The 20,470-nt window shown below is 63.6% G+C and carries 18 protein-coding genes; 5 read left to right on the plus strand and 13 right to left on the minus strand.

Annotated elements, in window-relative coordinates; translation table 11 throughout:
• Nucleotides 1-370: 370 nt before the first annotated feature.
• From B0G77_RS07625 to B0G77_RS07670, 10 genes are all read right to left on the minus strand, one after another.
• The gene (locus tag B0G77_RS07625) at nt 371-634 is read right to left on the minus strand and encodes a hypothetical protein (protein ID WP_133661567.1); all 264 of its coding nucleotides are present in this window, start codon (nt 632-634) and stop codon (nt 371-373) included.
• 555 nt (nt 635-1,189) lie between these two features.
• Nucleotides 1,190-1,453: a hypothetical protein gene (locus B0G77_RS07630; RefSeq protein ID WP_133661568.1), complete on the minus strand. Its 264-nt coding sequence runs from the start codon at nt 1,451-1,453 to the stop codon at nt 1,190-1,192.
• Nucleotides 1,454-2,127: 674 nt separating this feature from the next.
• Nucleotides 2,128-2,391, minus strand: coding sequence for a hypothetical protein (locus B0G77_RS07635; protein WP_133661569.1), 264 nt, complete (start codon nt 2,389-2,391; stop codon nt 2,128-2,130).
• A 414-nt stretch (nt 2,392-2,805) separates the two neighbouring features.
• Complete coding sequence (locus B0G77_RS07640; RefSeq protein WP_133661570.1) at nt 2,806-3,024, minus strand: YXWGXW repeat-containing protein; 219 nt, start codon at nt 3,022-3,024, stop codon at nt 2,806-2,808.
• Nucleotides 3,025-3,081: 57 nt separating this feature from the next.
• The gene (locus B0G77_RS07645; protein ID WP_133661571.1) at nt 3,082-4,230 is read right to left on the minus strand and encodes a DUF1501 domain-containing protein; all 1,149 of its coding nucleotides are present in this window, start codon (nt 4,228-4,230) and stop codon (nt 3,082-3,084) included.
• Between the two features lie 5 nt (nt 4,231-4,235).
• The gene (locus B0G77_RS07650; protein ID WP_133661572.1) at nt 4,236-5,687 is read right to left on the minus strand and encodes a DUF1800 domain-containing protein; all 1,452 of its coding nucleotides are present in this window, start codon (nt 5,685-5,687) and stop codon (nt 4,236-4,238) included.
• Between the two features lie 74 nt (nt 5,688-5,761).
• A complete protein-coding gene (locus tag B0G77_RS07655; RefSeq protein ID WP_133661573.1) occupies nt 5,762-6,256 on the minus strand; it encodes a periplasmic heavy metal sensor in 495 nt (164 codons plus the stop codon).
• Entirely contained in the window at nt 6,253-6,672 is a 420-nt protein-coding gene (locus tag B0G77_RS07660; RefSeq protein ID WP_133661574.1) for a hypothetical protein, read from the minus strand. The genes B0G77_RS07655 and B0G77_RS07660 overlap by 4 nt, the downstream gene beginning before the upstream one ends.
• Nucleotides 6,669-7,229 (minus strand): RNA polymerase sigma factor, encoded by a 561-nt coding sequence (locus B0G77_RS07665; protein ID WP_133661575.1) that lies wholly within the window; start codon nt 7,227-7,229, stop codon nt 6,669-6,671. The genes B0G77_RS07660 and B0G77_RS07665 overlap by 4 nt, the downstream gene beginning before the upstream one ends.
• Before the next feature lie 262 nt (nt 7,230-7,491).
• A complete protein-coding gene (locus tag B0G77_RS07670; RefSeq protein WP_133661576.1) occupies nt 7,492-9,174 on the minus strand; it encodes a SulP family inorganic anion transporter in 1,683 nt (560 codons plus the stop codon).
• 467 nt (nt 9,175-9,641) lie between these two features.
• Between B0G77_RS07670 and B0G77_RS07675 the strand changes: the two genes are divergently transcribed.
• Nucleotides 9,642-11,153 carry a sensor domain-containing diguanylate cyclase gene (locus B0G77_RS07675; protein WP_133661577.1) on the plus strand — a complete coding sequence of 504 codons (1,512 nt, stop codon included), beginning with the start codon at nt 9,642-9,644 and terminating at the stop codon, nt 11,151-11,153.
• Nucleotides 11,154-11,411: 258 nt separating this feature from the next.
• Nucleotides 11,412-11,768 carry a hypothetical protein gene (locus B0G77_RS07680; RefSeq protein WP_133661578.1) on the plus strand — a complete coding sequence of 119 codons (357 nt, stop codon included), beginning with the start codon at nt 11,412-11,414 and terminating at the stop codon, nt 11,766-11,768.
• A gap of 73 nt (nt 11,769-11,841) precedes the next feature.
• Here B0G77_RS07680 and B0G77_RS07685 read toward each other — a convergent pair whose 3' ends face one another.
• Nucleotides 11,842-12,483 (minus strand): glutathione binding-like protein, encoded by a 642-nt coding sequence (locus tag B0G77_RS07685; RefSeq protein ID WP_133661579.1) that lies wholly within the window; start codon nt 12,481-12,483, stop codon nt 11,842-11,844.
• A gap of 73 nt (nt 12,484-12,556) precedes the next feature.
• Here B0G77_RS07685 and B0G77_RS07690 point away from each other — a divergent pair, with 73 nt between their 5' ends.
• Together B0G77_RS07690 and B0G77_RS07695 are read left to right on the plus strand one after the other, a co-directional pair.
• Complete coding sequence (locus B0G77_RS07690) at nt 12,557-13,216, plus strand: TetR/AcrR family transcriptional regulator (RefSeq protein ID WP_133661580.1); 660 nt, start codon at nt 12,557-12,559, stop codon at nt 13,214-13,216.
• A gap of 209 nt (nt 13,217-13,425) precedes the next feature.
• A complete protein-coding gene (locus B0G77_RS07695; protein WP_133661581.1) occupies nt 13,426-14,733 on the plus strand; it encodes a solute carrier family 23 protein in 1,308 nt (435 codons plus the stop codon).
• Between the two features lie 166 nt (nt 14,734-14,899).
• On the opposite strand, the gene B0G77_RS07700 is transcribed toward B0G77_RS07695, so the two are convergent.
• On the minus strand, nt 14,900-16,564 hold the full coding sequence (locus B0G77_RS07700) for a Na+/H+ antiporter (RefSeq protein ID WP_133661582.1): 1,665 nt from the start codon (nt 16,562-16,564) through the stop codon (nt 14,900-14,902).
• 369 nt (nt 16,565-16,933) lie between these two features.
• On the opposite strand from B0G77_RS07700, the gene B0G77_RS07705 reads away from it, so the two are divergent.
• Nucleotides 16,934-18,235 (plus strand): EAL domain-containing protein, encoded by a 1,302-nt coding sequence (locus tag B0G77_RS07705; protein WP_133661583.1) that lies wholly within the window; start codon nt 16,934-16,936, stop codon nt 18,233-18,235.
• Nucleotides 18,236-18,239: 4 nt separating this feature from the next.
• Here B0G77_RS07705 and B0G77_RS07710 read toward each other — a convergent pair whose 3' ends face one another.
• Complete coding sequence (locus B0G77_RS07710; RefSeq protein WP_133661584.1) at nt 18,240-20,450, minus strand: glycoside hydrolase family 3 C-terminal domain-containing protein; 2,211 nt, start codon at nt 20,448-20,450, stop codon at nt 18,240-18,242.
• Between the last annotated feature and the right edge of the window lie 20 nt (nt 20,451-20,470).

Genomic DNA, 20,470 nt, shown 5'->3' on the forward strand with positions numbered 1-20,470 from the left:
GTCTCCGCAGGGTCAAGTGCGTTTCCCAAACTGACTTTAACCCTCGTCGCATAACCGCGGCGAGGAGGCCGGCTACATGATCATCATTCAACAATGCGCGACGTGCGAAACGGCTCTGCCGCTCGCTAAAGGAGCTTGCGGTCTGCCGGGGTGGTCATCATCGCCATTGCCGAGTCCCTTGCTCGAAAGATTGCTCAACCGTACCTCGTACACGCCAAAAGAGCGCGTGCGAAAAAAAGCCCGTCCTTGCGAAGGACGGGCTTTGACGAGTACCTGACATACTCGTGAGGAAAACTGACGTCTGTGGGAACCGCTGAAATGGAACCCATACCCCCGTGACGCGTTCTCCTTCGGAAATGATTGACGAAAGTTAAATCTGCTTCGCGAGAACCTGGCCGCCGAGGTTATTGATCGAATTGGAAACGGTGGTCAGATCGAGGTACGTCTTTGTCGATGCATCGACCTGGGTGACGGGCGCCGAAATAGTGTTCGGGCTGGCGAACGAGAAGCCGCCGCCATTGGCAATAGCGTTGACGCCATTGTTCTGGAATACGCTGCCGCCGCTAACGGCGGTCATTTCCTTGCGGCTAAGTTCTTTGTCGAGGGACAGGTCTTTGATCATCAGCGAGGTCATGATAAATCTCCTTGATTTGCTTCGGTTCAGGTTGGGAAGAGCACGATTTGTTTGCGCTCGCAGCTACATATGCACGGGGTGTGCCAGTCTCGGCCCGGTGGCCCGATAAACGATCTAATGGACTGAAAATAAAGGAGATTAATTTCGCGGCGCTCGTTGAATGAGGTTTCAGGCTGCGCCGGAAAAAAACGAAGTCTTGTTTCAGCAAACACATTCCCGGGCAACTGTTTGCGTTAATCGAACAGGGCCGTGCCAAGCGGTCGTCGTGGCGGCAGGGCTGTGCGCCGCCGATGCGAATAAGGCTGTGACGTGGCTAGCAGACCTATTGTCCTGACCGATGCCAAGCGTGCATCCCACCATCGTCACGCGGCTGCACAGCTCCGGTTCGGCCTCGTGTACGCCGAAAAGCGTGCAATAAGAAAAGCCCGTCCCTGAGAGGGACGGGCCTGGGCGAGCACCTGACATGCCCGTGAGGAGAACTGACGTTTGTGGGAACCGCTGCAACGGAACCCATACCCCTGTAACGCGTTCTCCTTCGGAAAGGATAGCCGACGCTTAAAATTGCTTCGCCAGAACCTGGCCGCCGAGGTTATTGATCGAATTGTTAAGCGTGGTCAGGTCGACGTACGTCTTTGTCGATGCATCCACCTGGGTGACCGGCGCCGTAATGACGTTCGGGCTGGCGAACGAGAAGCCGGCACCATTGGCGATAGCGTTGACGCCGTTGTTCTGGAACAAGCTGCCGCCGCTTACTGCGGTCATTTCCTTGCGGCTAAGTTCTTTGTCGAGGGACAGGTCTTTGATCATCAGCGAGGTCATGATAAATCTCCTTGATTTGCTTCGGTTCGGGAAGAGCACGATTCGTTTGCGCTCGCAGGTACATATGCACGGGGCGTGCCAGTCTCGCCCCAGTGCTCTGGAGGCTGACGTAACAGCCTGAAAACAAAGGAAATTGGTTTCGCCGCCGCTCTTGAAAGAGGTTTCAGGCTGCGCTTTGAAAAATGAAGTCCTGTTTCGGCAAACACATTGCAGAGCACCTGTTAGCTCTGACCGAACAGAACTCGAGCTCTTCAGTCGTCGTGCCACAAGACTTGAGCGCGGCCGATGCGAGTAAGGCTCTGACATGGCAAGCGAGCGTTTTGCCCTGACCGATGTCGAGCGTGCATATGCGCTTCAGAAAACAGGCGGGAGGGGCTAGGCAAACACCATGAGCGCGCGTCAGACCGAAGGCAGAACGTCGCGGATGTACGCGGGCGAGAGTGGGATTTGCGATGAGAGACCACGGTTGTGCCACCATCGTCACGCGGGTGGAAAGCCGCGATTCGGCCTCATAGACACCGAAAAGCGTGCAATAAGAAAAGCCCGTCCCTGAAAGGGACGGGCCTGGACGAGCACCTGACAATGCCAGTGAGGAAAACTGACGTTTGTGGGAACCGCTGCAACGGAACCCATACCCCTGTAACGCGTTCTCCTTCGGAAATGATAGCCGAAGCTTAAAACTGCTTCGCCAGAACCTGGCCGCCGAGGTTATTGATCGTATTGGAAATGTTGGTCAGATCGACGTACGTCTTTGTCGATGCATCGACCTGGGTGACGGGCGCCGTAATGACGTTCGGGCTGGCGAACGAGAAGCCGCCGCCATTGGCGATAGCGTTGACGCCGTTGTTCTGGAACACGCTGCCGCCGCTTACTGCGGTCATTTCCTTGCGGCTAAGTTCTTTGTCGAGGGACAGGTCTTTGATCATCAGCGAGGTCATGATAAATCTCCGTGATTTGCTTCGGTCGGGAAGAGCACGATTCGTTTGCGCTCGCAGGTACATATGCACGGGGCGTGCCAGGCGCGACCCAGTGGCCCGCTGGATGACGTAACTGACGGAAAACAAAGGAAATTGGTTTCGCCGGCGCTCATTGAACGAGGTTTCAGGCTGCGCTTTGAAAAATGAAGTCCTGTTTCGGCAAACACATCGCAGAGCACCTGTTCACTCTGACCGAACAGAGGTGTGCTTTTCAAGGTTGTTGCCGCTCGCGGCAATAACCTGCTCGCTCGGGCGGCGCTGATTTCATCACCCGGCGCCTCTGGACTGGGCGGTTCTGCGGACCCGGCTCTGAGCCGGGATTGCCGTTCGCACGACGCCCTGCTGTCTCGCCGGGCAATGCGCCGAGGCGCGTCGTCAGTCTGGCGCCCAGTGCCCGTGAATCCATGCCCAGTGGTTGCCTTCCCAGCGGTAGTGTCCTTTGACCCAGTGATAGCCGGGGGCGGGCGCGACCGGTACGACTTCGACAACGGGCTCCGGTTGAGGTGGTCGCGCGGGCTCGACGACGCATGCGTTCAGCGACGCCGCACACAGACTCCAAAGAAACGCTCTGCTGACTACACCTCTGATTTTCATTTCCACTCCCATTGACGTTTTATGTATACGATGTGCGCTCGACAGGCCAACCGGGATTCACGAACGCACCAGCCCGGTCAACGGACGCGTCGTCCCTGCCTGTCCAAACAGCGCCGCCGCAGTTCGATGAGGATCTATCCCGAGGCTCTCGCTCGCTGCGCCGGAGATCAGTGCGTCGAGTGATGTCGTGGGCTTGAGGTCACGGGCTTCGTAGAGTTCGCCAGGTTTGAGGCCTGGCCAGTCGGCAAGCACACGTCCACCCGCGACCGCGCCACCGATCAACATCGCTACGGAACCCGTGCCGTGATCGGTGCCGCCTGTGCCATTGGCCGCGGCGGTTCTGCCGAACTCCGTGGCAACCAGCACGGTGGTTTTGTTCCATAACGGACCCATGCCGTCACGCAGTGCCGCGAGCATCGTGTCGAGCGCCTTCAGCTGATTCGCGAGACGCGGATTCTGCGCGCTATGGGTGTCCCAGCCACCGGTCTCGATCATCGCGATGCGCAGGCCGTCGTCACGCGCAAGAAAGCTGGCTGCGAGCTTGCCGAGGCTCGCTGGATCCTGGCGTGCGCCGGCGTCGCCCGCCAGCCCGCGCGCGGTCATCGCCGATTCCCACAGAGGGCGCAATTGCGCATCCTGTTCGTAGAGTTGGGACACCCGCATAAGCAGATCGTCGGGTGCCTGAGGCAACGCCGATGGCGCATAAGATGTCACTTCCGCCTTGCCGCGCAAGGCCATCGGTACGGTGGGCGCGAATGCAATGGCGCTTTCGCGGGTGGCTGGCAGCAGCGCGACAAGCCGGTTCAGCCAGCCGTCCTTCACCTGATAAGGCGATGCGCCGCCCGTTTCCAGCACGTTCTGTCCGTCGAAGTGCGAGCGGTCCCGATACGGCGACGCCACCGCGTGCACGAACAGGGCCTCGCCATGGGCATACATCTTCGCGGTCTGCGCGAGCGAGGGATGCAGCGCAAACGTGCCGTCGAGTCTCGTCGCGGTTGACGCATCGATAGCAAGCGCACCGCGCAGTTTCGCGTAGTCCGGTTCGGCGTAGGGCACGACGATGTTCAGCCCGTCGGCCGCGCCGCGCTGGATCACGAAGACGAAGCGGCGTTCGGTCTGAACGCTGGCGAACGCGATGTGCGGAGACACAAGGATGGCCCCCGCGCCGGCGGCGGCAAAGCTCAGGAACGTGCGACGGGAAAGCATGACGTTCATCTCCGTTGAAAGTCCGGCGAGACCAGCAACAGCGCAATCGCTGTCGACGCGCTTTCCGCGTGCGACACCGCGGCTTCGGTCGCGGGGCTGAGCGAACCGCCCAGCAGCGTCTGTCCAAGCGCGCGCGCATCGAGCTGGTCGCCGACACGCGCGGCGAGGCGCTGGGCGACTTCGACGCGGCGCACGAGGGCGTCGGGCGCGGCCCAGCTTGCTGCGATGTCGTCGTAGCCGGCGGGCGATCCCGGTCGCCAGACGGGCTGGCCAAGTTGCGTCAGGAGCGGCGCGGCCTGAAGGTTGCCGGTGTCTTGCCAGCCGAGGCCGCGCAGCGACGAAATCGCCCACTCCCACGGGGTTTTGAACTTCACGGCAACCGGGGTCCAGGCTTCCGGCGCATCGAGCAGGGCACGATAGACCGTCGGCAGATCGCCGCCGCTGCGCCTGAACGCGTCCGCGAGACGGGCGCTCAAACTGGCGGGCGGATTGTCGGCGACGAAGTGGCGCGCGAGCTTGCTGGCGATATGCTGCGCGGTCGAAGGCGACGCAGCGAGGTCGTGCAGGATCGCCAGCCCCTGATTCTCACCAGGCTGGTCGTAGCGCCGGTCCAGGATGGTCCGCGAACCGGGTTCGTGCAGCGCCGCACGGAATACGTATTCGCCTGGCGTGGCGCCAGGCGGCTGCGGCCCCTGAACGCCGGCAATACTCCAGCCGGTCAACGCGCGAGCGAACTCCGTCACGTCGTCCTGCGTGTAGCCGCTGCGCACGCCGAGCGTGTGCAGTTCCATGATTTCGCGCGCGAGGTTCTCATTCAGACCGCGCTTGCGCTCCGGGTTACGCTCTGCGGCACGCATCGCGGCCATGCTGTCGGGGCCGACCGAGCGTGTCTGATCCAGAAAAACCTGCATGGCCGGATGGCGTTCCACTGCGACCAGCATGTCTTCAAACCGTCCCAGCACATGCGGACGAATGGCCTCTGCCTCGAATGCACCCGCAATCGCCGCGACGGCGGGCTTGTCGCCGGATACCGCGAAGTGATTCGCCCAGAAGTGCACGAGCCGCTCGACGAACGGCGCAGGCGTGGTCAGCGCGCTGTTGACGCGTGCGTTCACTGCCGAGCGATACACGTCGCGAACTTCTTCGCGAATGGCCTTGTTGGCGGCCTGCCTCGCCGTCGCGTCAGCCGCCTGGCCGGCGCTGGCGCTTTGCTGATCCGGGGGAGTCTGCGGGATTTGCGAGCTTTGTAGCTTCTGCTGACGTTGCTGGGCAAGTTCGGTTGCAAGTGACGCCGCAGTCGGCTGGTTGGCCCATGCGGCAGGCCGTGGTTGATACTGGTCGAACTGCGCGAGCAGCCACGCCTTGGGTTCGCGAGGCGGTGCGTCGTCCGGGCGCGCGCCGAGACCGAAGCGGTTCAGCGCGATAGCCGCGGCAGTGTCGTTTGATGAAATTGCCATGCCGTTCTCTTCAGGCGTTGGATATTCCCTTAAACGACACGCGCCGCAAATTCCGTCGCGCCATGCAAAAAGATTTACTGGCTGGCGGGCTGGCTCGCGGCGACGGCCGGTTGCGGCTCGCGCCATTGCCCGCGCTGTTTGAGGCTGTCGGCGAATTTGACGCGCTCCTCCGGCGTAAGCGAGGCCGCGAAATCCGCGACGCTGCTTTCGACCTGCGCCCGCAGCGCGCTATCGGCGGCCCGCGTGCGGGCCAGCGCGGCATCCAGCGCAGCGCGGTCGAGTTGCGGTGCGGCGAGCAGGCGCAGCACCTCGCGACGGCCCTCACGGCCCTCGCGCGCGAATTGCCGCCCCTCCCGGCGTGCTTCCTTCAGATCGTCGAGGAACGCTTCCTGTCGCTCAGCCGACAGTTCCCCGGCGGCGAAGCGCAGCGCCCGTTGCTGGGCCACCGCCACGCCCGACGGGCGGTGTGCGGCGAACCATTGGTACGCCCCGCCGGCAATCGCGCCAAGCAGAAACACATTGAGCACCAGCGAGCCCACCAGCAGGAACTTCCATCGTCCGCCGTTCATTCGCCGCTCCAGTCGGCGGTCGATTCGCCGAAGCCCGTGGTTAGATAAGACGAGTCGTGCGCCGGCGACGTCGCGCCAGCCAGTACGAAGAACGACACTGCGAGCGCACCTGCGAGTCCGCCCGTCAACCCAACGCCCGCGAGCGCCGCGCCCGACCACCACATCCTGTGGCGGAACCACGGCGCACGCCGCGCCGGCGCGCTGGCAACGACGCGCTGCTGAAGCGCGCGATCCGGCGGCGCGACTTCGTCACAGGCAAGCCACGCGTCGACGCTTGACGATTCGGCGAGCGCGGCGTCAGCCTCGGCGCGGTGCGCAGCCGCCCACGCCTGCGCTGCCGCGCGCTCCTGTTCCGGCCAGCGACGTGGATCGGCGCCATAGGCTTCGACGATGGTGTGGAATCTTTCGGGTGTCATGGTTTGTCCTCGGGAGCGCCGCTCCCGGCCAGTTGGGCGCGCAGGTTGCGACGGGCGCGCGCGAGCAGGCTTTCCAGCGCTTCGACGGTGATGCCCATCAAGGCGGCTGCTTCGATGTTCGACAGTTCCTGGTAGTAGTTCAGCACGAGCGCCTCGCGCTGCCTGGCGGGCAATGCTGCCAGCGCAACGCGAATCCGTTCGTCGCGGGTGTGGCTTTCGAGCTGAACGTCGGGGGATGCGGCTGGATCGGCTTGATCCGGCAATTCGGCAACCGGCTCTTCACGTTGTCCGCGCAACCGGTCATAACAGAGATTCAGCATTACACGGTGCAGCCACGTATCGAATCTGGCCTCGCCTTCGCGCCAGCTCGGCGCCTGTTTCCAGATTCGCACGAAGGCCTCCTGCGCGACGTCTTCCGCTTCCATACGATCTCCCAACATGCGCGTGGCGAGCGCGAGCAGGCGCGGCAGCTTGCGCGCGACGAGCGTGCGAACCGCGACCGGGTCCTGTGTACCAACCCGCGCCACCAGTTCCGCATCGGGATCCCGTTCGCTCAAGACGCGCGGTCCCACAGCATTCGCGGCGTGACTGACTCACGCCGCGACGCCCTGTACGATTGACGGGAGACACAAATTTTCTTCACTTCGCGCCGCTCCCTGAGTGCGTTTTCACGCCTGCTTCAACCTTATCCAATGCGTCGTGCAAGCCACCGGTTTCACGCGTGGGGGTAACCAGCGGTTTCGCGGTCAATAGTTGACCACGCAAGCGGCTCCGTTTCTCCTTAAACGCGGGAGCGGGAAAAATCCGTCGCGGGCAGACCTACGCATCACCCGCATGCTGCATCGCAGGGGCCGCGTCCACTGCGGCGAGCGCCTCGTGCAGTGTCTGGAAGATGTGCTTCTCGCCGATCGTCCCCGTGATGCCATGCCGGTCCATGTCGGAGCGCAGGTACACGTTGACCCGCGCAAAAATCACGACGATGCCGCGTTGCGTCAGCGCGTCGCACAGGTCGCCCACCGACCGGGCCGCCGAATAGTCCAGATCCGTAACGGCGCCCGCATCGACCAGGAACCAGCGCACGGGAGCCGGCGCACGGTCGATGAGCTGTCGCACTTCGTCGACAAACAAATGGTCATTCGCGAAGAACAGATCCGCCCCGAACCGGTAGACGATCAATCCCGGCGCGGTCTCGGTGCCGGCTATGGCAGGGACCGGCAGCCAGCGTCCGTCGGAGCCAGGTGCGAGCATCATGGTGTGAGGGCGGTAGCTATGCCGCACATGTCGCATGAGCGATAGCGCGACCGCCAGCAGGATCCCGTGCTCGACGCCGATGAACACGACAGCGGCAGCCGTGACGAGCGCCAGCGTGAATTCGCCGGGACTCTCGTGTCGAATAGCCCAAAGGCTTTTCACGTTGACGAGCCCCACCGCGATCGTGAAGACGATGCCGGCAAGCACGCAATGCGGCAGGTACTGCAGCGATCCGCTCAGCAACAGCAGCACCACCACCACGACCCCGGCGAAGGCAAGTTGCGCGAACTGGCTGCGTGCACCCGCGCGTTCGGCCATCGCAGTCTGCGTCGGACTGCCGTTGACGACGAAAGCCCCGGTTAGCGCGGCAGCCGCATTGGCTGCAGCCAGACCCATGATGTCGGCGTCCTCATCGACACGCTCGTGATAGCGCTCCGCGAAGACGCGGCCCGCAGCTGCGCTCTGCGCGATGATCATCACGAAGCAGGAAGCGGATACCGGCACAAGGTCCAGCGTTTCCTGCCAGCCGGGAAGCGGCACATGCAGGGACGGTAGGCCGCCCGCTACAGGTCCGATGACGGCAATGCCGTGACCGGCGAAATCGTAGGCATAGCTCGCAGCGATCCCGCCGACGACGGCGAAGAGCGGCACGGGCAGGCGCGGCAGGTAATGCCTGACGCCCAGAATGCAGCTCACCACCAGGACCGAAATCGCGAGTGGGGCGAGCTGTACATGGTCCAGTTGCCGGACGATCAGTCCGATCTGGTCCAGGGTGCGCGACGAGTGCACCGCGAGGCCCAGCATGTCGCCCATCATCGCGATGCCGACCTGTACGCCCACACCGGCAAGAAAGCCGAGCAGCACGGTGCGGGAAAGGAAGTCGGCGAGGAACCCGAGCCTGAAGATTCGCGCCATCAGCAGAAGCGCGGCGGTCAGAAGGGCTACCGTGCCGGCGAGCACGACGTAGCTGGCGCTTCCGGTTGGCGCCATCGTTGCAAGCCGGCTCGCGACGATGGTCGCTGTCGCCGAGTCGGCGGCCACGACAAGGTGGCGTGATGCGCCGAAAATAGCGAACGCCACGAGTGGCAGAAACACGGTGTAAAGACCGGTCACCGCGGGCATTCCCGCGATGCGCGCATATCCCAGCACTTGCGGGATGTTCATCGACGCAAGCGTCACACCAGCGAGGGCATCGCGCCAAGCCCCGGCGCGATCGAGCGGAAGAACGCCCTTCAACAGGTCAAACCGCATTGTATTTTTCCTTGAGATAGCCCGCGTGCGGGCGCCGTAAAGGCGACGGCGATGTCGGCGTATCGTGCCGTGACTCGAACCGGAAAAGCAAGGCAGGGTTTCAAGGCACGGTGTTGGCGAGGCCGATGCACCGGACGTTCGCCATAAGACTAGCTGGCGCCGCGCAACATGCGCCGAAGGTTGGGCGCCGTGTGCAAGGCGAGTCCGCGCGCCGGTTCCGCAATCCCCTGACGAAAATTACGGTGGATCAAGAAAAGTCACGAACATGCCGTTAAACACCGAAGAACCTGAAAAAGACCGCGCTATCCGGCCGATTGGCGGACGCCGATTACCGGTAGGCTGTCAGATTGCAGCATTGCACGCGTCGCTCGCTTCCGGCTTGCCGGATGTCCCGGTATCGGGCGCAGTCGAAACCGACGCCCCTACAACGAGCCCGCCATCCCGCGGTTTCCCGAACACATCTAAACATGGTGACCCGCCGACCGAACGCTGTGATCGTCATCAGTCTCGTGCTTGCTGCCGCCATCCTCGCGATTTCGGCGTGGGTGCTGTTCGAGATGCGCAAGGATGCGTTGCGCCGCGCGCAGGAGTCTGCGTTCAACGTCTCGCTGCTGGTCGAGCGCGACACGTCGCGCAATCTCGACATCTATGACCTGTCGCTGCAGGCGGTGATCGAAGGGGTCAGGCAGCCCGGTGTGATGGCGCTGCCGCCGCCGATCCGGCAGATGGTGCTGTTCGACCGCTCGGCGACTGCCAAGGACCTGGGGTCGCTGCTGGTGGTGGACGAGAAGGGCGACATCATCGTCGATTCGCAGGCGGTGCCGGCGCGTCGCGTCAACGTCGCTGATCGGGATTACTTCCAGGTCCACCGCGCGTCGCCCACGGTCGGGCTGTATGTCAGTCATCCGTTCATGCCGCGGCTCTCCAGCGGCACAGTCAGCATTGCGTTGAGCCGTCGGCTGTCGCATCCGGATGGCAGTTTCGCAGGCATCGTCGTGGGTACGATGCGGCTGAATTACTTCCGCAAGCTGTTCGACGGCGTGAATCTGGGCGAGGGCGGCTCGATGGCGTTGATGCTTGCAGACGGGACGATGCTGATGCGCCGCCCATACGACGCGCAAATCACAGGCCGCAGCCTGCAGGGCACGGCGAACTATACGCGCTTTACCGAGGCCCCGAGCGGCGACTTCTTTGGCACGGCCGCCATCGACGGCGTGGCGCGCTGGTACGCGTATCGTCACATCGCGGGCTACCCGATGATCCTCGACGTGGCAATCGCGACGGGGGATATCTATACCGAATGGCGGCGTCGCGCCTGGATCATCGGTTCGCTGGTCACGGCGGTCGATGTCGCGCTGGTCGCGCTTGCCGTGCTGTTCGCGCAGCAATTGCGAAGGCGCATCGCGGTGGAAGAGGAACTGCGCATGCTGGCGCGCACCGACGGCCTGACGGGCCTGAATAACCGGCGCGCATTCGAGGAGATCATCGAAGCCGAATGGCGGCGTACGCAACGCAGCGCACGACCGCTTTCGATGCTGTTGATCGACGTCGACAACTTCAAGGGCTTCAACGACCTGTACGGCCACTCCGCGGGCGACGATGCCCTGGTTGCCGTGGCGCGCTGCATCGCAGGCCACGTGCGCCGTCCGGGAGATAGCGCGGTGCGCTACGGCGGCGAGGAGTTTGTGGCACTGCTGCCGGACACCGGCGAGGCAGGCGCCATGCGCATCGCGGAGCAGATCCGCGCGGCCGTGCAGTCGCTCGGCATGCGGCATGTCGCGAGCGCGCACCACGTGCTGACGATCAGCATCGGCATCGCCAGCACCGAGCGTCAGCGCTTCGGTACGTGCCGTGCGTTCGTCAATGCTGCCGATACGGCTCTATACGAAGCAAAGGGTGCCGGACGTAATCGAGTGGTCGTGTGGCCGGTGGAAGCGCGCGCCGAGGAACCGCAAACCGTCGATCAGCCGGCTGGGTAGGGGCGGCCGCGATCCCGGCATCGACGCCGTTACTGCCGGACAATCCTGAACACTAACGGATATCGGCGGATATCCGCGGCTGGCGGTGAGCGAGGGCGGATCGATGACCGCGCCATGCCAATCAATTGGAGCGAAAAAAAACCGTTCACGTCGGGGAACGTGAACGGCGAGTCGGAGAGTTACAGCATTTGCCAAGGCTACAAGTGAACTAGCAGCCTGCTGGACAGTGTAGGTACTTTCAGAATGTCGATACATCAGATGAATCCTAAGTGCGCGAGACATGGTCACGCGCCAGTATCTCGCCTGACCGTCACTACCGAAGAAGGCCGCAAGCTTCAGGACGAAGTCCTCAGGAAGGGCGCTGCGTGGGAGGCAGTCGTGCATCAGCAGATCGGGATCGAGCCGATACCCGTGGGCGGCGATAACGCGGAGCGGGTGCGCCGTGCGATCGCCGCGAGCGTCGCTATGCGCGAACGTATCGTTGCGGCGATCGACTACCGCCGCAAGGAGGCCAATGATGCGCGGGACCACGCGTCGGCCGGATATCGCCGGATGCTTGTCGTGATGTGCTTGCTGGTGTTCGCTTCGATGGCCGCGGGCATTCTGCTCGCGTGACCTGGCGGCTGACGGGTGGGCATGTCAGCCTGGCGATGACGTCTTGCCGTCATCGCCGGCCGGCATGACATCGTCAAGCTTCGGCGCGCTGCCGGGCAACTTCTTCGCGATACAGGGCGACTTCTTCGGCCAGCGCCCTGGCTACGACTGGACGTTGCGCGACTCGTCTGTAGTATGCATCGACAGCCGGCCATTGCGACAGGTCCACGCCGGAATACTGCGCCCAGTTCAGCACGGTGAACAGATAGCCGTCCGCCACCGTGAAGCGGTCGAGCAGAAACTCCCGTTTGTCGAGATGTTCCTGCAGGACGCCGAGGCGCAATGCAACCTTGCGGCGCGCGTAGTCCCCGACATCGGCTGGTGCCTGCTGATCGAGCAGCGGCACGAACACCGCCTTGTGCAATTCCGTGCTGATAAAGCCTAGCCACTGCTGCAGCTTCGCACGCTCCGCCGTACCCGCGGGCGGCGCGAGTTGGGCGGATGGAAACTGATCGGCGACGTACGGCAGGATCGCCGTGTTTTCGGTAAGCAGCCAGCCTTCGTCAGTGCGCAAAACGGGCACCTGTCCCAACGCATTGACGGGATAGAAATCGGAGCCATCGTGTAGCCGCTTGCGCTTCGTGTCCACCTGGATGAATCCGGCTTGCGCACCGGCTTCGTACAGGGCAATCCGGGTGGCGAGCGAGCAGGCGAGCGGGGCGAAATACAGATCCATGTGGGGGTCTCCAGTCTGTTTCGATTATTTTTGTACTATAGTGAACAAAAATGAACGTCGCCAAACTATTTTTATGCATAACGGTACAAAAACTGAAAAGAGAGCGCGCGGCCGTCCCCGTGCGTACGATCCGGACGAGGTCATCGCGAGTGCGAGGGATGCGTTCTGGCAGGGCGGCTACTCAGGAACGTCACTCGACGCGCTGAGCGAGGCGACCGGCATGAACCGGCCAAGCCTGTACGGCGCTTTCGGCGACAAGCACGCGCTCTACCTGAGCACGCTGGATCGCTATGTCGAAGCCGGCCTGCACGCGATGGAAGCTGCACTTGGCGGCGGTCTGCCGCTGCCGCGGGCGCTGCAGCGCGTCTATGACGCGGCGCTCGCGCTCTATCTGCCAGCAGGCGAGGAGCCGCGCGGCTGCTTCCTGATCGGCACCGCGACGGTGGAGTCGAAGGTCGATGCCGATGTTCGCGCCAGACTGGCGAATGGGCTGCGCACCTTCGATCGTGCGTTCGAGAGGCGTCTCAAGCTCGCGCAGGCGCAGGGCGAACTCGTGTCGGCCGCTGATCCAGCGGTGCTCGCCAGAGTGGCCTCGGCGATCTTGCACAGCCTTGCACTGCGCTCGCGCGCCGGTGATACGCGAGCGTCGCTGCGCGCCACCGCCGCGGCCGGCGTAGCGCTGATCTGCGGCACGCCGGCGAGCAACCAGCGATCCCGTCGTAATCCCGCGTGAAACGCTAGCGGTTTCGGCCCGGCCGCGCGCCCGCGGCCGCCGGGACCGGCGATTCAGGCTGGTGGAGCGCGCGGCATGTGCATCGCAGGGGCGAACCCGACGCTCCGGCTTGTCAGCGTGCGCCCCTCTCCGTACACTCGCGCGTAATTCCAGAACAGCGCCGTCAGCGGCGCGTCCCAGATATACGTCGACAAAGGAGACCTCCCGCTATGGCCGATTCCTACTTTCCCCGCTGGCGTGCCCAGTCACGAGCGATCGAAGGCCGCGTGGTCGGCACAGAGGAGCGGCTCGCCTGGCCGCAGATGTTCGCGCTCGGTATCCAGCACGTCGTCGCGATGTTCGGCTCGACTGTGCTTGCCCCGCTTCTGATGGGTTTCGATCCGAACCTTTGCATTTTCATGTCGGGTATCGGCACGCTGCTGTTCTTCGTGCTCGTCGGCGGCCGGGTGCCGAGCTATCTCGGTTCGAGCTTCTCGTTCATCGGCCTCGTCATCGCCGTGACCGGCTACAGCGGGCATGGGCCGAACATGAATATTCCGGTCGCGCTTGGCGGGATCATCGCGTGCGGTGTCGTGTACTCGATCATCGGCCTGATCGTGTCGGCGGTCGGCACGAAGTGGATCGAGACGTTGATGCCGCCGGTCGTCACCGGCGCCATCGTCGCGGTGATCGGGCTGAACCTTGCGCCGATCGCGGTGAAGGGTGTCAGCGGGAGTGCCTTCGATACATGGATGGCGCTAGTGACGGTGCTGTGCGTCGGCGCGGTGGCGGTGTTCGCGCGGGGCATGTTGCAGCGTCTCCTGATTCTTGTCGGTTTGCTGATTGCCTATGTGATCTATGCCATCGTGACGAACGGTCTGGGCATGGGCAAACCGATCGATTTCACGATTGTCGCGAACGCGGCGTGGTTCGGCATGCCGCACTTCACGGCGCCGGTATTCAACGCGCAGGCGATGACGTTGCTCGCACCGATCGCTGTCATCCTCGTCGCGGAAAACCTTGGCCACATCAAGGCCGTGAGCGCGATGACGGGGCAGAACCTCGATCGTTATATCGGCCGCGCGTTCATCGGCGACGGCCTCGCGACCATCGTCTCCGGGTTCGCGGGTGGCACTGGCGTCACGACCTACGCGGAAAACATCGGCGTGATGGCGGTCACGAAAATCTATTCGACGCTCGTGTTCGTGATCGCTGCGGTGATTGCGCTCGTACTCGGCTTCTCGCCGAAGTTTGGCGCGGTGATCCAGACGATTCCGGGCCCTGTGCTTGGCGGCGTGTCGATTGTGGTATTCGGGTTGATTGCGGTGACGGGCGCGCGCATCTGGGTCGTCAACCGGGTCGATTTCTCCGATAACCGCAACCTCATTGTCGCGGCGGTCACACTCGTGCTGGGCGCGGGCGACTTTTCGCTGAAGCTCGGTGGCTTTGGACTGGGCGGTATCGGTACCGCGACGTTCGGCGCGATCATTCTTTACGCGCTGCTGCGGCGCAAGCCGGCGCAACAGGCGGCTGTCTGAGCGTTGGTGCGAAACGGCGCATCCGCAATGCGATTGCGCTGCGCCGCGTCAACCCATTCCCGTCGACGTGCCTTGCGCTTCGACCGTCAGCGTGCCGGGCAAAGCAGGGTAAGGCGTAACGGCCTCATCCTGCGAAATCCATGTCGACGATGCCTCTCACGTCACCTCAGGTTCGCGCCCGCCCGCGGTTCGTCAACGCCACCTCCGACAGATCCACTTCGCGCATCAGCCGCGTCAGCGTTTCGTCGTTAATTTTCTGGTCGGTGCGCAACGACAGGAATACCGCACGTTCCGCGCGCATTGCGGCGAGCCGCATCTGCAATTCCAGCGTTTCGGCGCGGCGTGCGAGTTCGCTTGGTTTCTCGTTGTCATCGAGCGTGGCGAGACGCCGGCGGTAAATATCCATCACGCGTGCGGTCACATCTGCGGCGTACGCGGACGCCGATTCGTCGAGATCGGCGCTGGCTGTTTCATGCAGGTCGTCGACCGCGCGAATCGCGGCCTGGGCGGCAAGCGTGCGCGCAAGCTTTTCTTCGGCGGCGTGCGGATCGCGGCCGCGGCGGGAGCCACGCGTGAGCAACGGCAGCGCGACGACCCCCACCAGCAGCGACGCGAGAATCACCCCCGATGCGATGAAGATCGCCACCTCCCGACCCGGCAGCGCCTGATCATCCGGTAACGCGACCGGCAACGACAGCGCGCCTGCGAGCGTCACCGCGCCGCGCACGCCGGCGACCGTCATGATTGCGACCGTCCGCAACCCAGGCACCGCGTTGGTGACGCCCTGGCGTGCCGCGCCACGGCTCGCGAACCAGCGTAGCAACCAGACCCACACGAAGCGCAGCGCATACAGCGCGAGCAGCACCGTCGCGACATAGCCGATGAGGCGCAAGGCCTGCGCGTCGCTGGTGTGATGCGCGTCGAGCAGCGCGTCGCCAAGAATGTGCGGAAACTGCAGACCGAGCAGGATGAAGACCATCCCGTTGAAGACGAACTCGATCATCGTCCACGTACTGGCGGCACGCACACGCGACGCGACGGGTCCCGCGTGCGCGATGCTCGCGTAGTTCATCATCATGCCGGCGGCAACGGCCGCGAGAATTCCCGAGCAGCCCAGATGCTCGGCGAACAGGTAGGCGGCGAAGGGAATCAGCAGCGTCATCACGACGCCGGGTGCAGGGTCCCCTTCGCTCGTGACATTCAGGAAGCGCGCCGACACGACACTGAAGAGCCAGCTGACCGCTGCGCCGGTCGCGAGGCCGCCGGCCGCGATGATGACGAAGCTGATCGACGCGTCGCGCAGCGAGAACACGCCGGTCAACGCCGCGGCAATCGCGAACTTCAGCGCGACGAGGCCGGACGCGTCGTTCATCAGCGCCTCGCCTTCGAGGATATGCATCAGCTGCGGCGCAATCCTGCCTTTGCCAGCGATGCCCGTCAGCGCGACCGCGTCGGTGGGCGACAGGACGGCGGCGAGCGCAAATGCGACCGGCAGCGAGATTGACGGCACCAGCGCATGAACGAAGTAGCCGATGGCGAGCACCGTCATGAACACAAGACCGAGCGCGAGCATCAGGATCGCGCGGCGCTGCATGAAGAACTCGCGCTTCGGGATGCGCCAGCCGTCCGCGAACAGCAGCGGCGGGATGAACAGCACCATGAAGATGCCCGGGTCGAAGGTGACATGCAGCCCGAGTTTCGGCCACGCCAGCAGTGCGCCGATGGCGATCTGCACGAGCGGCAGCGGCAGTTTGACAGGCAGGAGCCGGATCAGGATGCCCGAACTGGCAACCGCGAGCAGCAGGATGAGGACGGTGAAAACGATTTCCATCAGGCTTGGTTCGGACGAAGCTGCGCGACGTTCACTGGCAGCGCCGCAGGCGCGCGGAGGCTCGTCCGACAGGAAGGCACAAGTGCGAAGTGTAGCCCGACGTGCCGGCAATCCGGCGCGAAGCGCGCATCGGATGCACATGGGCCGCTGCCCGTCGGCGCACCATGTTGCACCGCCATGGTGCGTTTTGCGCCCCTGCTCGACGCATGCCCTTTACCGTCGCTGCAAGCTGGCGCGCGAATTAACGCGATACGCGGTCGACCGTGCGCATGGAGCTTGCTTAAGTGATATCGATGACGCACATTTTGAGAATGGAGCTGCCCCGGTCGTTCCTCGACTGGAAGCCTCACTCTCGCGTGAGAGGATTGCATGACCATTGCGCAGCAGGACAGGACGGCCGCCGCGCCGCACGGGTTTGAGGTGAGTTTTACCTCGGGCCTGCAACGCTATTCGACGCAGCACGGGGATCTGGAACTTACCAGTGTCTTCCAGCCTGTTTTCAGTCTGTCGCACATGCGTGCGGTTGGCTACGAAGGCTTGCTGCGCGCGCACGATTCGCTCGACCGGCCGGTTTCGCCGCTCGACGTGTTCGGCCAGGCCGCGCGTCTGGGCGACGTGCTGCAGGTCGACCGGCTTGCGCAGGCGCTGCATCTCGAGAACTTCAAGGCGCTCGGCGCGGAAAAGGAATGGCTGTTCCTGAACGTGCATCCGGGCGCGCTCACCGATCCGTATCACGCCGCCGCGCTGCTCGCGAACCTGCGACGCCTCGATCTGCCGCCGCGGCGCATCGTGCTCGAAGTGCTCGAGCAACGTGCGGACGATCTCGAACGTCTCGCCGAAGCCGTGCGTCAGTTCCGCGACCGCGGCTTCCTGATCGCCCTCGACGATTTCGGCGCGGGTCATTCGAACGTCGAGCGAGTCTGGCAGCTAAATCCGGATATCGTGAAGCTCGACCGTTCGCTGCTCGCGCCCGGCGCGATCAGGCCGCAGGGTTCGTCGATCCTGCCGGGGCTCGTGTCGTTGCTGCATGAGGCGGGCAAGCTCGTGCTGATCGAAGGCATCGAGACCGAGAGCGAAGCGCACATGGCGCTCTCGTGCGATGCGGACTTCGTGCAGGGCTTCTTCTTCGGCAGGCCGAGCGCAGCAATGGCCGATGCCTCGACGAGCGCTGCGCTGATTGGCGGCCTTACCGAACGCAACCGGGCGCTGACCGAAATGCGCGAGAAGCGTGACGCGTCGCGTCTTGCGCCGTATGTGCAGGCCTTCGAGCGCGCGGCCGAACGCCTGTCTGCAGGCGAACCGCTCGACGAGGTGTGCTGGAATTTCCTGTCTCTCGACCATGCAGCACGCTGCTTCCTGCTCGACGAGAACGGCCGGCAGTCGGAGCGCAACGTCGTGCTGCGGGCCGACCGTGCCGTGCAGATGTCGCGCTTTCTGCCGCTGTCCGATGCGAAGGGTGCGAGCTGGCTGCGACGGCCATATTTCCGCGCGGCGATCCGCGAGCCGCAGCGCGTACAGGTTACGCGGCCGTATCTGTCGATCAATGAAGCGACGCTGTGCGTGACGCTGTCGATCGCGACGCGCGTCGGCGACAAGGCGTGCGTGCTATGCGGCGATATCGACTGGCATCACGAAACCGATGAAGCCGTTACCGCCGGCGCGTTGATCTAGGCCGTCAAGGGCCGAAGCGGCGGTCGGTCAGACTGACTGACTGGACGAGCTTCAGGTCGCCGGAAGACGAACCGACATAGACCGGATAAGTGCCTGCCGAGACACGCCATTTCCCCGCATCCTTGTCAAAAGACGCGTACAGGCGCGGGTCGATGTCGACGGACACCCGCTTCGTTTCTCCCGCCTTCAAGTCGATCTTCTGGAAGCCGGCAAGCCGCTCAGGGGCGTGGGCTCCAGCCGGCAGGCCCATGTAGACCTGCGCGGTTTCCTTGCCGTCGCGCTTGCCCGTGTTGGTCACGTTGAAGCTGACCGTCAATCCGCGCGAGTCGCCGTGCATACTGGCCTTCGAATATCCAAACGTCGAATACGACAGACCGAAGCCGAACGGAAACAGGGGCTTCTGGCTGGTTTGCTCATGCCACCTGTAGCCAACTGCTGCGCCCTCGATGTTGTAGTCGACTGCTGCGTCAGGCGCGATTGCGGGTCGCGGCAACTGGGCGACGCTGGCTGGGAATGTGACCGGCAGACGCCCGGATGGATTGACGTCGCCATACAGTACGTTCGCAATCGCCTCGCCGCCTTTCGCGCCCGGATACCATGCCTCGAGAACCGCGCTCACCTTCGACAGCCACGGCATCAGTACCGGATTGCCGGTTTCCAGCACGACGACCGTATGCGGATTCGCGGCGGCCACCTGCGCAATCAGTTCGTTTTGCTGATCCGGCAACAACAGGTCGTTCGCATTGTCCAGTGTTTCGGCGCTCCACTGGTGGGCGAACACGATCGCCACGTCGGCACTCTTCGCCAGTTCAGCCGCTCTCGCGGGGTCCGCGCCATCGTCGTAACTCACCTTGGTCTCGCTGCCAGCTTTCGCCCCGATAGCCTTGAGCGGCGACGACGGATCGTAGATCACCGGATTCGGGAACGAATAGCCGCCCTGCCCAACAGCGGGACCACCGACCGGCCAGACCTGCGATGAACCGCCGCCCGATAGCACGCCTACGTCCGCATGCGAACCGATCACCGCAATCGTATGGCCGGCGGCGAGCGGCAGTTGCCGTGCGGCATTTTTCAGCAGTACGATCCCTTCCTCTTCGTCGGCCTGGGCGATCGTGGCATCCGCGGCGACATCGATCGGGCGCAGCGACGGCGGATTGTCGAATACACCCTTGGCGTACATCGTGCGCAGGATCCGATGCGCCATGTCCTTCAGGCGGCTCTCCGGCACGGTGCCGTCTGCCAGTGCCTGCTTCAGCTTGTCGCCGAAGAACGGACCACCGTTGTCCTTGTCGAACGATTCTCCGGACTCCTGGTCGAGGCCGTTCAACGCATCCTTGATATCGTGAACCGCGCCCCAGTCCGACATCACATAGCCCTTGAAATGCCAGTCGTGCTTCAGGATCTGGTTCAGCAGCATGTCGCTCGAGCACGCCCAGACCGTGTTGACCTTGTTGTAGGAGCACATCACCGAACCGGGATCGCCTTTTTCGATCGCAAGCTCGAACGCAAGCAGGTCCGATTCGCGCGCGGCGGTCCAGTCGATGTTCGAACTGACGCTGAAGCGGTTCGCCTCCTGATCGTTGAGCGCGTAATGCTTGATGGTCGCGATCACGTGGCGGCTCTGGATGCCGGCGATCGCCGCGCCGACCATCGTGCCGGCGAGCAACGGATCTTCACCGGCATATTCGAAGTTGCGACCATTGCGCGGGTCACGCGCCAGGTCTGTCCCGCCGCCAAGCAGGACATTGGAGCCGAGCCTGTGCGCTTCCTCGCCAATCATCGCGCCACCATCGAAGGCACGCTGCGGATTCCAGGTCGAGGCGGTCGCCAGCCCCGACGGCAACGGTGTTGCCGCTCCGGTATCCGCGCCGCGAACCGGCAGCCCATTGGTCTTGTCGAGCAGAGACCGGATGCCGAGACCCGCATCCGACTCCACCTGGTCCGGAATTCCGAGGCGCGGAATGCCGGCGATGATGCCCGACGGCATCAGCGGGCTCTTCGCATACCGGCCATAGAGGCCATGCACCAGTTGAATCAGCTCATCCTGCGTCATCTGCCGGATGACGGCATCCGCGCGCTGGTCCGCCACCGTTGGGGCGTCAATGGACGGCGGAGCGGCTGCATAGGCAACGGTTGCACAGAGCGCCTGGACCAGTATCGCGATCGCTTTCAGTTTGCCGGCCGTCGCAGTCGGTTTGGTTCGTTCAATTTTCATGATGAGAGTCTTCTTTGCAG

Origin of the sequence: Paraburkholderia sp. BL10I2N1 (assembly GCF_004361815.1) — a bacterium.
Taxonomy (GTDB): Bacteria; Pseudomonadota; Gammaproteobacteria; order Burkholderiales; family Burkholderiaceae; genus Paraburkholderia.